The organism is Thermosulfuriphilus ammonigenes, from assembly GCF_011207455.1.
Taxonomy (GTDB): domain Bacteria; phylum Desulfobacterota; class Thermodesulfobacteria; order Thermodesulfobacteriales; family ST65; genus Thermosulfuriphilus; species Thermosulfuriphilus ammonigenes.
Genome location: NZ_CP048877.1, coordinates 1880330 through 1894150 on the forward strand (window position 1 = coordinate 1880330; position 13821 = coordinate 1894150).

A 13821-nucleotide genomic window follows, 5' to 3' on the forward strand; every position below is an offset into this window, starting at 1 on the left:
TTTCAAGATTCAGTCAGGCGGGTGATGATCCGGGCTCCGATAAGGTCTCCCCAGACATTGACCGCCGTCCGGAGCATATCCAGGAAGCGATCCACGGCCAGGATAAGGCCGATGCCCTCCAGGGGAAGGCCCACGGCCTGAAGAACCATGGTCATGGTTACCAACCCGGCGCTGGGTATTCCGGCGGCCCCGATAGAGGCTAGAGTGGCCGTGAGGAAGATAACCATTTGCTGGCCTAAAGAGAGCTCGATCTGGTAGGCATTGGCGATAAACAAGGCGGCCACAGCCTCATAAAGGGCCGTGCCATCCATGTTAATGGTCGCCCCTAAGGGAAGGACAAAGCCGGCGACCTTTTTAGGAACACCGGCCCTTTCCTCGGCCACCTCCAGGGAGATGGGCAAGGTGGCTGAGCTTGAGGCCGTAGAAAAGGCCACCAAAAGGGCCTCCCTTACGGCCAAAAAGTATTTAAGGGGGCTGGTGCCGCCCAAGGTGGCCAGTAAAAAGCCTAAGGTGAGGGCCGCGTGGATGAGAAGGCCAGCGGCCACCGTGAGGACATATTCCCAGAGGTGAAACAGAGGCGAAAGCCCCTTTTCGGCCACGATGTTGGCCACGATGGCCAGCACCCCGAAAGGGGTTAGGCGGACTATGGCTCTAATAAGGGTTATGAGGGCATCATTCAGGGCCTCAAAGAGGTCGAAGAGGAGCCTCTTTTTTTCCTCTCTGAGGTTTAGGGTGGCCAATCCCAGGATGAGGGCAAAAAAGATAATGGGCAGGACTTCGGCCTCAGCCAGGCTTTTTATAGGGTTGGCGGGGATGAGGCTAAAGAAAAGGTCTCTTAAGCCAAAGTGACCGATCTCCGCGGTCTCTGTCTTTTGAAAAAAATGGATTTCTCTTCCCGGCTTAATGATGTTAACCAGCACCAGCCCGGCAGTCACCGAGAAGGCAGTGGTGGTCAAGTAGTAAGCTACAGTCTTGCCCCCGATTTCTCTAACCTTTCTAAGAGAGCCCAGACCAGATAGGCTGACAAAGACCGAAGCAAAGATAAGAGGGGCGATGATCATCTTCAGAAGCCTTAAAAAAAGTTCTCCTACCAGTTGGATAGAAGTGGCCAGCTGAGGGAGATAAAGCCCCAAGAGGATTCCGACCACAATGGCCAAAAGGGTCTGATTCTCTACCGAACGCAAAAACCTCATGCCCCAGGGGGATACCACATGCTCTTTGAGCTTTCAAAAGAAAGTATTTTCTCTATGGAAACCTGATCTTTATACTCTCCCCTTTTACTCCAATAAGGAAGCATCAAGAAAAGAGAAAATAATTTCTTTGCCAGAGAAAAATTTTTCTCTCTCCTTTTTGAGGGATCTCTAAAAGTCTCCTTCTTTTCGGCTGTTATCCAGACGAAAAGCTCTCTTTTTCTTTGGCCTTATCCTTGCAGGTAGAACAGGTGGGGTTTGAAGTTTGGGGTAGGGGGTGTGTAAAATGATTGCCTGGGGGCTGCGTCTTTTCTCTTTCTTTCTTTTCTTCTTCCTTTTGGGATCTTCTGGTTGGGGCTACCATCTTAAGTTTCACGGGGAGACCGACGAGGGTTATAAAGTTTCGGCCTGGGCCAGGGCCTATCTGGAGCCAGATTATACCCTTCACATTATGCTCCATAACACCACCCCGGAGGATTCGGGTCCGGCGGCGATAACGGCCATTTTTTTCCAGTACGAAAATGATGTTGCCATCTCTTCCGTTTCTTTGTGGGCCGCAGGGGATGATCTGGTGGATAAAGGCTACTGGCTCTGGAATTATGACTACAGTCAGGGGTGTCACCCCCCGGGGGGAGGCAGCTGGAGTTTTGACTTCCTGGCCCAGACAAGATGGGGCATCAAATACGGTCTCATAAATCCTGACTATCCTGATCCTCCAAAGAAACGTTATCCCACTCCGGCCGAGCTGGTAATAAAGTTTGCTGCTGATCCTGGGGCCCTTTTTATTGATGAGGGTATTGGTCTTAAGTTTCAGGGAATATGTAGTAATAATTGTTGTGGCGGTGGGGGGCATTGTTGCTGTGATGAAAGTGAACTTATCACCCTTGACCCTATTCCCGAGCCGGCCACCCTTGTTCTCCTGGGATCAGGCCTTATTGCCTTGGCCGGTGGTGGCCGGCGTCTCAAGAACAAGGCCTTCCCAAAAGGCGGTCTAAAATAATGGCCGCCGCGGCCCGGACAGAGAGGTGGTTATAGTCTGTGGGGCCGCACAGGGGCTCTAAAACGTAATCGGCCCGTTGGAAAACAAGGGGAGAAAGTCCAGAGGCTGTGCCGAGGAGGATGACTAGCGGTCTGCCCTGGGCTATAAGTCTCTTGGCCGCGTCAAAGGAAAGGTCTCTTCGCGGTGGAGAGGCGCCTGTGGCAATGGTAAGAGGGGAGATCCCCTCCTTTTCTTTTATTTTCTCAAGGGCTTCAAAGAGGGTGCCGGCAATCTGGCACAGGAGAAGGGCCTCCCGGCGATGAGGATTTCCCCGGCCTCCCCGACCTTTTGTCCAGTAATCGATGATCTCCCGGGCTAAGGCCTGTTGGTCTTTAAGAGGGGTGACCAAAAAGAACCCCCGGATCCCGTAGGTTCGGGCCACCCGGGAGATATCATGGATGTCCAGATTGGTAATGGAGGAGGTAATGGTCTGCCCGTCACGATTGATTACTGGATGATGGATCAGGGCTAGATATATCCTTGTCGTGGTCTTTGGCATCTGTCTCTCTCCAGCCCAGGCCCTTCAAAAAGGCCTTATCTTCTGAGGACAGGGAGGCCTTCTGAAGGAGATCTGGTCGCCACTTTAAGGTCTCCTTGAGGGATTCCTGTCTGCGGAAACGCTCCACGGCCTTGTGATCCCCAGAGAGCAGAACTTCCGGTACTGACCAGCCCTTAAAGACTCTGGGGCGGGTGTATTGCGGATGTTTGAGGAGATGGTGACTGAAGGAATCTTTGCGGGCCGAGTCTGGATGGCCTAGGACTCCGGGAACCAGACGGCTTACCACCTCAATAATTACCAGGGCCGCAACCTCCCCCCCAAAAAGGACATAATCACCAATGGAAAGTTCCTCATGGACGCAGTGTTTCTTTATTCGTTCATCCACCCCTTCATAGCGGCCACAGATAAGAATCAGGCGATCCTTTTGGGCCAGTTCCTGGGCCACCTGATGGTTTAAGACCCGCCCCCTCGGACCAAGGAGAATAATATAAGGCGAAGGAGGGGTGACCTTCAAAGCCTCAAGGGCGTAGTAGATAGGCTCGGGTTTCATGACCATTCCTTCGCCGCCGCCAAAGGGCCGGTCATCAGTCAGGCGGTGTTTGTCTTGGGCATAGTCCCTGATATTAATCAGATTTATCTTCACCAGGCCTTGCTCAATGGCCTTGCCCAGAAGGCCTACCTTGAGGGGAGAATGGAAATATTCCGGGAAAATAGTCAAAATATCAAAATGCATCGTGGCTGGCTATTCCTGGGCCTCGAGGAGACCGGGAAGAGGACGTATCCTGATCTGTTTCCGCTGAAGATCAATCGCCAGAATTACCTCTTCCACCGCTGGAATCAGATATTCTTTGCCTTCGGGGGTCTTAACCAGGTAGAGGTCATATGGCCCTATGGGCCAGATGGCCTTGATATGGCCAAGTTTTTGGCCATCTTCCAGGAGCACCTCAAGGCCCAAAAGCTGATAGTAATAGTATTGCCCCTCTTCAAGAGGGGGTAGTTCTTCAATTGGGACTAGAAGATCAAGCCCTATCAGGGCCTCAGCCGCCTCTCGATCATCTACTCCCTTGAATTTGAAGAGGAGGCCGCGCCTGCCTGGCGCATACCTCCCCCCTTCGACCCTAAATTCTTTTAAGGTGCCTTTTTGGCGAATAAAGAAACGCTCCAATCGGAGCAGATCTTCATGGTCGAGTATGTACGCTAGAACTTTTACTTCACCACGCAAACCATGGGCCCGAACAATTCTACCGAGGGGAAGAAGCCCCTCCTCGCCCATGGTTACTCGATGATCTCGAGTACGGCCCGTTTTTTAAGCTTCGTGGAGGCAGCGCTGAGGATGGTTCTCATGGCCCGAGCTGTTCGCCCCTGTTTGCCGATAACCTTGCCCAGGTCTTCCTTGGCCACTTTGAGTTCGATGACCGAGGTCTGTTCCCCTTCGATCTCGCTGACCTGAACCTCTTCAGGCTTGTCCACCAGGGCTTTAGCGATGTGCTCAATGAGCTCTTTCAACTTTCCCATAGGTCACCTCCGTCGTCATTCTCCACGAAGCCAAGTATAAGCACAATTTTGTCTAATTGGTAGCCGTTTCTTTAATCTCTTTGAGAATTCCCGACTTTTTTAGCAGACTCCGGACGGTATCCGTGGGTTCTGCCCCAAGGTCAAGCCATTTTTTGAGTTTCTGGGGGTCGATTTTGAACTCATAAGGGTCCTTAAGGGGGTTGTAATAACCGAGAATTTCAAAGAACTTCCCATCTCGGGGGGCCTCAGAGTTGGCGGCTACAACCCTATAGAAGGGACGCTTCTTGGCCCCCATGCGCATGAGTCTGATCCTGATGGCCATAAATTTCACCTCCTGACTTAATATCTAAAAGGGGAATGTCCCCGGGCCAAATGGTAGGCCCCGGAGTCCCTTCTTTTTTACCCTCTTTAGCATCTTCTGCATCTGGGCAAAGTTCTTAAGTAAACGATTAACGTCTTGGACACTAGTCCCTGAGCCTCGGGCAATCCGTCTTTTACGGCTGGCGTTAAGGATGCGAGGATTCCTCCTCTCTTCCGGGGTCATGGAATTGATGATGGCCTCCATCCGGGAGAATTCCTTCCCGTCCACTCCCAGGCTGTCAAGGTTTTTGATCTTACTCATTCCGGGAATGAGGGATAGGAGCTGATTTAGAGGCCCCATCTTTTTGATCTGCCGAATTTGGTCCCGAAGGTCCTCCAGGGTGAAGGCCTCCCGGCGCAATTTTTCTTGAAGCTCAAGGGCCTTTTTCTGATCGAAGGTCTCCTGGGCCTTTTCAATAAGGGAGAGGATATCTCCCATGCCCAAAATCCGATTGGCAATACGATCTGGGGCAAAGATTTCCAGGGCCTCAAGTTTTTCACCCGTGCCTAGAAACTTGATGGGTTTCCCGGTTACGGCCCGGATGGAAAGAGCCGCTCCACCCCGGGCATCCCCCTCCATTTTGGTGAGAATAACTCCGGTGATTCCCACGGCTTCATCGAAGGCCTTGGCCATATTGACAGCGTCCTGGCCGGTCATGGCATCGGCTACCAGAAGGATTTCTTTAGGAGAGGTGGCCTCCTTTATGGCCTTTAATTCCTCCATTAGGGCTTCATCGATGTGGAGACGCCCGGCGGTATCAATAATAGCGATGTCCCGTCCGGTAGCCTTAGCCTGAACCATGGCCAGCCTTGCAATCTCTGGTGGGCTCTGCCCAGGCTGGGGTTCAAAGACCGGAAGCCCCAGACTTTGCCCTAGGGTCTTTAGTTGCTCAATGGCGGCCGGTCGATAGATATCTGCGGCTACCAGATAGGGATTGCGACCTCGACGTTTAAGAAACCGAGCCAGCTTGGCGGCGGTGGTAGTCTTACCGGACCCCTGGAGGCCGACCAAGACAATGGCCAGAGGAGTAGGGCCCGAGAGGTCAAGGGGAGAGGCCTTATCTCCTAAAGTCCGAATCAGCTCTTCATGGACAATTTTTATTACCTGCTGGGCCGGGGTGAGGCTTTCCATGACCTCCTGGCCCAGAGCCCTTTCCTTGACCCGGGCAACAAAATCCTTGACCACCCGATAGTTAACATCGGCCTCAAGGAGGGCCAGACGCACCTCTCTTAAGGCCCGGTCTATGTCGGCCTCGGAGAGTTTCCCCCGACCTTTGAGGCGACTGAAGGCCTGATTGAGTCTTTCGGTTAGATTTTCAAACATGACGGCGGCAAACTACTCAATAGGTTACTTGGTGTCAAGCTGACTTATCCACCAAGACAAAGCCAATCCTTACCTTCGTGGTCGTTTCGACTATCCCCTCTACAGCAACTTCTTCCAGGATTTTCCGGACCTGCTCCTGCTCCTGGGGGCCAAGATCCCCTTCGCCTTCAAGGCGCCAAAGCATGTGTTTCAGCTCGGCCTCCAGAGGCCGCCTTCTTACCCATAGCCCTTTAAACAAACGGCATTCGGGGGCCATCCCCAGGCTATAGAAGAGGTTGAAATGGTTTAGTACCGTGGCGGTAAAGGCCTTTGGGGGGCGTCCGAAAATGGTTTCGTGGATCTTTCGGTAAAGGAGGTTCTCTCTTATCCCGGCCCAGTGGACAAGAACCAGATAGCGCTCGGAGAGCTTAAGCATCCGCTCTACTGTTTCCACAAAGTTGAGCACGGGAGTCATGGCCGCAAAGACCAAAGTAAACCGCCCCTGCGGCTGGTAGCTGAACCAGTCGGCCTGAATGGCCTGGATATTATCCAGGCCATCTTCTCTGGCCTTTTGTTTTAATCGCTCAAGCATCTTGCCAGAGATATCTACGGCGACCACCTCAGCTACCCGGGGGGCCATTCTCAGGGTGTAAGGACCGGTGCCGCAGGCGATCTCAAGGACACGGGTCTGGGAGGTCAGGACCCCGCGGACAGCCATAGTCTCGATTATCTCCTCGACCATCTGGCGATAGAAGGTGCAGGCCTCAAGGTCGTCATAGTCCTCGGCCAGTCGATCCCACTTATCCGCCTTAAGCCACGGATCCGGTCCCTGGTAGCGTCTGAAACGCCGCCACCAGAATTCTGGGACAAAGACGTTTTCTTTTTCCTGAGGACAACACCTTCGAGCAGACATATTTCTTTTATATCCCATATGGATTCATCAGGCCTCCTTGAGACGGGAGGTGCGCAGTCCATTGGCCACGGCCAAAAGTTCTGAGGCCTCGTGGCAGAGGACGGCCCAGGCGGCACTGATGGCTCCTAGCAGGGCCAAAGGAATAAGAACCATCAAGACCAGAAGGGAGAAGATGATATTCTCTCGGCTGATCTCCCGGGCCCGGCGGCCAAGTTTTAGAGCAAAGACAATCTTGCCCAGATCATCACCCATCAGGGCTACATCGGCGGCTTCAATGGCGGCGTCAGTGCCGGCCGCCCCCATGGCTATCCCTACGGTGGCCTGGGCCAGGGCCGGGGCGTCGTTGACTCCATCTCCCACCATGGCCACTGGCCCTCGGTGTCTCTTCAGCTCCTCCACGGCTCTGATTTTATCTTCTGGGGACAGACCGGCCCGGACCTCGTCAATACCCAGCTCTTGAGCAATGGGCCTGGCTGCCTTAAGGTGGTCTCCTGTCAGCATAACAGATTCTATCCCCAGATGGTGGAGCTCCCTGATGACCTCCTTGGCCTTGGGACGAACTTTGTCCCTTAAGGCCAAAAGGCCCAGGGGCTTCTTTTCTTCGGCCACCACGACAATGGTCTTGCCCTGGGCCCTTAAGGAGCTGAGTTGTTCCTGAAGATGAGAGAGATCAACCCCTAAGTCATCCATAAGCTCAGGTCTTCCAAGGTAGATGGTCTTTCCGGCCACTGTGGCCTTTACGCCAGATCCAGCTAGGGCCTTAAAGGCCTCGGCCTTAAGGGGAGTGAGCCCTCTTTCTTCGGCGGCAGCCACAATGGCCCTGGCCAGAGGATGCTCAGAGAGGCGTTCCAGGGTTAAGGCCAACCGAAGAAGCTCTTCTTCCTCTGTTAAAGCTACGATGTCAGTGACCATCGGGCGTCCTAGGGTAAGGGTTCCTGTTTTGTCAAAGGCCACTACCTTAATTTTACCCAGGTTCTCTAGATGGATACCTCCCTTAATAAGGACCCCTTCTCTACCGGCCCGTCCGATGCCGGCCGCAATGGCGATAGGTGTAGACATAACCAGGGCACAAGGGGCTCCAGCCACCAGGAGAACCACCGCTCGCTTAAGCCAGGGGAGGGGATCAGGGCTAAAAAAGAGAGCCCCAATGGCTAGGGCTGCCGAAGTAAAAAGCACCAGGGGAGAGTACCAAATGCCAAAGCGTTCGATGAAAAGCTGGGTGCGACTTTTTTGCCTCTGGGCTTCCTCAATAAGATGGATAATCCTGGACAGGGTGTTATCCTCAAAAGAAGCTGTAGCCCGAACCTTAAGGGCTCCGGTCTGGTTGATAGTCCCGGCAAAGACTTTATCTCCCGGCCCCTTTTTTACTGGAGTGGACTCGCCGGTAACCGTTGATTCATCAAGGTATGACTCTCCCTCAAGGATAACACCGTCGGTAACCAGGGACTGGCCTGGGCGGACAAGAAAGACATCTTCCTGGCGAACCTCCTCCGCCGGGACACTGATCTCCCTTTCCCCTCGGAGGACCACGGCCTGCTTGGGAGCCAGGTCAAGGAGGTCTCGTATAGAGCTTCTTGTCCGGGCATAAGTGTATTCCTCTAGCCCCTCGGCAGCTCCGTATAGAAAGACCAGAAAGGCGGCCTCATCCCAGAGATTTAAGGCTACCGAGCCACCGGTGGCCCCGATCATCAGGATCTTGATATCTATGCGGCCCTGGCTGAGGAGACGCTCAAGGCCTTCCCTCATCCAGTGAAGGCCACCGATGATGATTGCCAGAAGATATAGGGCTTTTTCTATCCCTGGAGGGAGAAGATTGGTATGAGCCAGAACAAAGGCTGCTCCGCTTATTATCCCGGCAACAATAGCGGCCACCAGGGGCGGATATTGCCACCAGGGCCCACGGAAGAGTTTCTCTTCAGCCATCTTCCCCAAGCCTCACCACTACTAAGGTGATGTACCGGGGGTCAGGGGGAGAGGACGGGTCAACGTAGGCAAATTCGTCCTCCAAACGACCAAAGAAATAGTCAAGAAATCGAGTTAAGGTTTCTTCCTCTACTGGGTCGATTAAGGCCTTAAAGTTTCTTTCTACCTCCTGGCGAATCTGGGGGGGAATCCTGGCGCGCTCTCCCTCTCTTGCCGGTTCAAGTAGTCTCTTGAGGAAGGCCGACCATTCTCTTCGGGTAAGGGGCTCAAAGACAAAGGCCCCTTTAAGGAGCCAATTGGCCAGGGCAGTAGCTAAAAGACCGCTCCAGACAAGATCCTCGGTCTCGGTGATGTTAGTCGGCGCAAGAAGGCATTTCCCCGGCCATCCTCTGGGGGGGCCAAAGATGCGAGGAAGCAGGCGACCAAAAAGCTCTATCTCCTTGAGCCGTCCGGCAACTTCTTTTACCTCAGTCAGGTTTTGGAAGAAGCGAAACTCTTGATCTGTACCCTGGGCCTTTTGATCAAAGTAGAAGATATCTTGGGGGCGTTCTTGAAGGAGCCCTTCCAGGGTAAGTTTGTAGGGTTCATCAAGGAAAGAGAGGGCCTCGGCTAAGGGCTCATCCTCAAAAAGGGCCAGGGCCTGGCGGCGAAGGCCCCGGAGTTTGGTATGGGCTAGGCGAAACAGGTCTTCCAAAAGATACTCTTCCAAACAAGCCCTGGCCTCTTCTGGGTTTTTACCAGAGAGCACCTCTAGGGCCAGATTGAAGTAGCTTTCGGCCTTTTCAATAGCCCTTTTTACCTGAGAGGGATCATCCAGGTTTATCTCGTCAGTCATTAGGATTTTGTTGACCACCCAGGCCAACTCTCGCCGCAGGCGTTCAAACTGGGCTGGATCAGTGATTCGGGAAAGGGCCTGGGTGAATAGCCCCTCGCCCATATAGACCACCGGCAGGAAGGCCGGAGGAGGCAGATCCTCCGTGGGCTCAGGAAGATAGCGACGCTCTACGGGCCTCATTTGTTTTGGGCTCTCCAGACGAGCATAGATGTCCAGGGCCTCGAAATAATCCGGAACTCCCAGGTCGCCCAGCCGTCCCTTCCGCCAGCGGTAGGCTCGCTCCTGGACTTCGGCAGGAAGCTCCCAGAGAAGGGTTTCCATAAGGTTTCGGTATCTTTCTGGGGAGACTTCGATAAGGATCTGGAGAAGACGCATGAAGATTGGCTCAAGCTTCTTCTTTCGGAAGGCAATAAAATAGGTGTCATCCAGGGTGAAAGGAGGCAGTCTGTCTCGGGCTTCCATGAAGTCAGTATCATCAGGACGCTTGTTAACCCGGATGAATAGATGCATCACAGCGGCCAGAAGATCTTCATCTACACTGACCAACCACTGGGCCACTTTGTCTTCAGAAACCTCAAAAAGGATGATGAGCCAGCTAAGGATGCGCTCAGGCACTAGGCTGTCTTTACGCCACCAATCAAGATCAAAGATAAAGGCCATCTGTTCCGGGGTGGCCAGGGCCAGGAGGCTGAGGGCATCTTCGGGGCCAATGGCCTTGATGGTCCAGAAGAGTTCCTGGGGGGGGAGCTTTTGGACCAGCTCCGGGGCCCGTTCAGAGAGAAGGATTAGCTTCTGGCGTATCTCCCAGGGGGCCGTAAGGACAACCTCCACCTGTTCAAAAAGGGGCAGACGATTGAAGATCCGCTCGGCTTCGGCAGGAGAGGTCTCCAGCAACACCCGGGCCAGGGGGGCCCTGGGAGGGAGGGCCCGGGCAAGGATTCTCTCCCGGGAGGAGTCCTTAGCTCCCGTTTTCTGAGACCTGGAAGGCATTTTGGATGTGGTTGATTCTTGGACCATGATCTTCCCAAACAATAGTGACGACATCAAAACGGACAAGGGCCTCAAGGCCTTTGTTTCGTTTAAGCCACTCAAGGGCGGTCTGGCTGAGACGGCGCCTTTTCTCTGGGGTGATGGACTCTTCTGGAAGGCCGTAGTTAAGGCTGCGGCGTCCCTTAACCTCTACAAAGATTATGATCTGCTGGTATCGGGCAACGATGTCAATCTCACCCCGTCGGCCACGATAGTTGGTCTCCAGGATCTCGTAGCCCTGGCTTCGGAGATAGGCCGCGGCCAAGGCCTCAGACTGCCGGCCCAAAGAGGTCAGGCGCCTCTTTTTGGGGGAGGACACCGCGAAAACTCCGCCGATGTACCGGAGAAGGGCCGAAGCGGGCCAGGGCCAGTCGGTGTTCTTTGGTGCCATAGCCCTTATTTCGAGCAAAGTTGTAGTGAGGATAATCCTGATGAAGACGTTCCATGAGGCGGTCTCGGGTGACTTTGGCCAGGATAGAGGCCGCTCCAATGGAGACAGAGAGCGCATCTCCATGCTTAACTGGTCTCTGAGGGGCGGGCCAGTCGACAGTGAAAGGTCCATCAATAAGGAGAAAATCCGGTTTGGGAGACAACCCCTCTATGGCCAAGGCCATGGCCTTAAGGGAGGCCTTAAGGATTCCTAGATGGTCTATTTCTTCCTGATACACTTCAGCTACCGACCAAGCCCGGGCCTCAGCTACTATAAAATCATAGGCCCGGCCCCGGGCCTCCGGAGAAAGGGCCTTGGAATCGTTTATGAGGCTGATCCAGGCCTCCTCCTCCCAAAAGAATTCCGGGAGGATAACGGCGGCGGCCACCACCGGACCAGCCAGGGCGCCACGGCCAGCCTCATCCACCCCGGCCACCAGCCGATAGCCGGCGCCCGACAATTCTTTTTCTAACTGGCAGCGGTCGAAATTAGATGGGGCCAGAAACACTTAGCGACGTTCTTTGATCCGGGCCTTCTTACCCGAGAGCTGCCGCAGATAATACAGCCGCGAACGCCGAACCTTACCCCGCTGGACAACTTCGATCTTTTCGATGCGAGGGGAATGAAGGGGAAAGGTTCTCTCCACTCCAACGCCGTAGGAGACCTTGCGGACGGTAAAGGTGGCCCCGGTACCTGTCCCTCGTTTGCGAATTACCACCCCTTGGAAGATCTGGATACGTTCCTTCTCTTCACCTTCAGTGATTCTAAGATGAACCTTGACTGTATCTCCGGGACGGAAATCCGGCAGATCAGACCGCAGGTAACGGCTTTCTATCTCTCGAACTTGAGGTAACATGGTTGCCTCCTTGAATAACTTTGCCCCCTCAACCCAAGGAGCAGACCTATTTAACATATAAGCCTTGGGGTTCTCAAGGGGGAGTCCCGTCTCTTAGGGCCATAGAGATGAGTTTTTCTATCAGGGCTGGAAAATCAAGACCGGCTACCTTCGCTGCCAAGGGTAAAAGGCTGGTTTCGGTCATCCCCGGTATAGTGTTAGTCTCCAGGATATAGATCTCTCCATCTTCTCCCCAGATAAAATCACTTCGACTTACGTGGCGGAGTCTCAGGGCCCGATGGGCCCTGAGGGCGGCCTCCTGGACTTTGAGCTTGATTTCTTCTGGAATTGGGGCCGGACAGATTTCTTTCGTGGCTCCAGGGAGATATTTGGCCTCATAATTAAAAAACGGATAGTCTTCTCCCGGGATTATTTCTATTACTGGCAAGGGGGTTTCATCCAGAATGGCGCAGGTAAGCTCCCGCCCGGGGATAAATTCTTCAAGGACAAGGGTGTCATCCAGGGAGAAAGCTGTTTTGAGGGCTTGAGGGAGCTCTTCTCTCTTTTTGACTATCTCCAGACCGATACTTGAGCCCTGGGTAGCTGGTTTAACCACCACCGGAAATGCCAGGTTATCCAGGTTTAAGGGGGCACCACGTCGGAGTTTCCGGGCTTTAGGAGTGGTGAGACCGGCTAGAGAGTATATTTCTTTGGCTAAGGCCTTGTCCATGGCCAAAGCGCTACCCAGCACGCCGGCTCCCTGGTAAGGTATTCCGAGGAGCTCAAGCATTCCCTGGATGGTGCCGTCTTCTCCTCCCCGGCCATGGAGAATGATCAGGGCACAGTCAAGCTCTCTGGCCTCGGCTACCAAATGGGGAAGGTCGGTGGCCGGGTCATAGCGGCGGACCTCGTAGCGGTCTTTGTCAATGGCCTGATAGACTGAATCCGCCCCTCTGAGGGAGACCTCCCTTTCGGGGGATATTCCTCCGGCAAGAAGGGCCAATCTAGTCTTTTTCAAGCTTGGCGACCTCCTCGGGGCCAAAGGGGAGGCGGGAGAAGATTCTTCTTTCCAGTTTCAAGCTGGCCTCCTCTTGGACTTTTATTCTTTGACGGCTTTCTTCTGTTTTTCCATATCGGGCAAGAAGATCGGCAAACCTCTCCTTTAAGGAAACAATTCGGTCATGCATAACCCTTTTGTCAGCGTAATAAATGACCTCGGCCTCATCAATGGGGGATGACGGTGGTCGGGGTTTAAGAAAAATGTGTTCTTTGACTATGGCGGCAACCTCTGGATAACCCAATTCATAGAGCCTGTTGGCCGCGGTGAAGGCATGATTTTCTCCGGTGACAAGGCTTTCATGTTTGGTCAGATCATGAAGGAGACCAGCGGCAGCAAGGAGATCGAGTCTCAGAGACTCTCCAGACCGGTTTAAGGCCTCTCCCAGAAAGAGGGCCACCCTGGCCACTTTTTCGCAGTGGGCCCTGATGTGTTCGGGGACTCCAAAACGATCCAGGAGCTCTCGAGCCTGTTGCCAACTGGGTATTTTCATCGGAGGGCGATCATACAATGTCCGGGTCTATTGTCCAAGAATTTGTTTAGAGGCCGGGGAAGAAACTTTTTATTCGTTTTTTTGCCACATTAAACTTTTTTAACGTTATATTCGCTTCTTATGAAGAAGAAAGATTTTTTTAAGTCCTTAAAAAAGTGGCGAAATTGAGAGATTGTTTAGAAGAGAGGTATTGTTGAAAAAGTGTTTTGTGACATTCAACTCATTGAAAATATTGAACTTTTTTTATGAAGATTTCTTTACGTTTTTTTGAAGGCCTTGGCCCGCAGGCGATTCTTAAGCCTAGGGACTTTCGTCAAATGTCTTGCTGTTGAAAACTATCTTTTAAGTTGGGCAAAATCGCCCCTCATCGGCTTTGACAGGGAACCGGAGATGGTTTTAA

16 protein-coding genes are annotated in these 13821 nt (G+C 53.3%); 1 reads left to right on the forward strand and 15 read right to left on the reverse strand.

Features of this window, described 5'->3' with window-relative positions; all coding sequences use genetic code 11:
• Positions 1-2: 2 nt before the first annotated feature.
• Positions 3-1193: a dicarboxylate/amino acid:cation symporter gene (locus G4V39_RS09175; protein ID WP_166032646.1), complete on the reverse strand. Its 1191-nt coding sequence runs from the start codon at positions 1191-1193 to the stop codon at positions 3-5.
• Positions 1194-1476: 283 nt separating this feature from the next.
• Here G4V39_RS09175 and G4V39_RS09180 point away from each other — a divergent pair, with 283 nt between their 5' ends.
• Entirely contained in the window at positions 1477-2190 is a 714-nt protein-coding gene (locus tag G4V39_RS09180; RefSeq protein ID WP_166032647.1) for a PEP-CTERM sorting domain-containing protein, read from the forward strand.
• Here the strand turns inward: G4V39_RS09180 and G4V39_RS09185 are convergent.
• The 14 genes from G4V39_RS09185 to G4V39_RS09250 form a co-directional block, all read right to left on the reverse strand.
• A complete protein-coding gene (locus G4V39_RS09185) occupies positions 2153-2728 on the reverse strand; it encodes an RNA methyltransferase (protein WP_166032648.1) in 576 nt (191 codons plus the stop codon). The two genes, G4V39_RS09180 and G4V39_RS09185, sit on opposite strands and share 38 nt — an antisense overlap.
• Positions 2667-3461, reverse strand: a complete 795-nt coding sequence (gene trmD / locus G4V39_RS09190) for a tRNA (guanosine(37)-N1)-methyltransferase TrmD (protein WP_166032649.1) — start codon at positions 3459-3461, stop codon at positions 2667-2669. Before trmD ends, G4V39_RS09185 begins: the two co-directional genes overlap by 62 nt.
• Before the next feature lie 9 nt (positions 3462-3470).
• Positions 3471-4001 carry a ribosome maturation factor RimM gene (rimM, locus tag G4V39_RS09195; protein ID WP_166032650.1) on the reverse strand — a complete coding sequence of 177 codons (531 nt, stop codon included), beginning with the start codon at positions 3999-4001 and terminating at the stop codon, positions 3471-3473.
• A gap of 2 nt (positions 4002-4003) precedes the next feature.
• Positions 4004-4243 (reverse strand): KH domain-containing protein, encoded by a 240-nt coding sequence (locus G4V39_RS09200; RefSeq protein WP_166032651.1) that lies wholly within the window; start codon positions 4241-4243, stop codon positions 4004-4006.
• 52 nt (positions 4244-4295) lie between these two features.
• Entirely contained in the window at positions 4296-4565 is a 270-nt protein-coding gene (gene rpsP / locus G4V39_RS09205) for a 30S ribosomal protein S16 (protein ID WP_166032652.1), read from the reverse strand.
• 24 nt (positions 4566-4589) lie between these two features.
• On the reverse strand, positions 4590-5927 hold the full coding sequence (gene ffh, locus G4V39_RS09210; RefSeq protein WP_166032653.1) for a signal recognition particle protein: 1338 nt from the start codon (positions 5925-5927) through the stop codon (positions 4590-4592).
• Positions 5928-5961: 34 nt separating this feature from the next.
• Entirely contained in the window at positions 5962-6837 is an 876-nt protein-coding gene (locus G4V39_RS09215; protein ID WP_166032654.1) for a class I SAM-dependent methyltransferase, read from the reverse strand.
• Positions 6838-6846: 9 nt separating this feature from the next.
• A complete protein-coding gene (locus G4V39_RS09220) occupies positions 6847-8742 on the reverse strand; it encodes a heavy metal translocating P-type ATPase (RefSeq protein WP_166032655.1) in 1896 nt (631 codons plus the stop codon).
• A complete protein-coding gene (locus tag G4V39_RS09225; RefSeq protein ID WP_166032656.1) occupies positions 8735-10567 on the reverse strand; it encodes a DUF6178 family protein in 1833 nt (610 codons plus the stop codon). Before G4V39_RS09225 ends, G4V39_RS09220 begins: the two co-directional genes overlap by 8 nt.
• Positions 10536-10892 (reverse strand): YraN family protein, encoded by a 357-nt coding sequence (locus G4V39_RS09230; protein WP_166030969.1) that lies wholly within the window; start codon positions 10890-10892, stop codon positions 10536-10538. The genes G4V39_RS09225 and G4V39_RS09230 overlap by 32 nt, the downstream gene beginning before the upstream one ends.
• Positions 10876-11544, reverse strand: a complete 669-nt coding sequence (locus G4V39_RS09235; RefSeq protein WP_210412084.1) for a ribonuclease HII — start codon at positions 11542-11544, stop codon at positions 10876-10878. The genes G4V39_RS09230 and G4V39_RS09235 overlap by 17 nt, the downstream gene beginning before the upstream one ends.
• The gene (gene rplS / locus G4V39_RS09240; RefSeq protein ID WP_166032657.1) at positions 11545-11892 is read right to left on the reverse strand and encodes a 50S ribosomal protein L19; all 348 of its coding nucleotides are present in this window, start codon (positions 11890-11892) and stop codon (positions 11545-11547) included.
• 73 nt (positions 11893-11965) lie between these two features.
• A complete protein-coding gene (locus G4V39_RS09245; RefSeq protein ID WP_166032658.1) occupies positions 11966-12889 on the reverse strand; it encodes a D-alanine--D-alanine ligase family protein in 924 nt (307 codons plus the stop codon).
• The gene (locus G4V39_RS09250; RefSeq protein ID WP_166032659.1) at positions 12876-13421 is read right to left on the reverse strand and encodes an HD domain-containing protein; all 546 of its coding nucleotides are present in this window, start codon (positions 13419-13421) and stop codon (positions 12876-12878) included. The genes G4V39_RS09245 and G4V39_RS09250 overlap by 14 nt, the downstream gene beginning before the upstream one ends.
• Positions 13422-13821 lie beyond the last annotated feature (400 nt).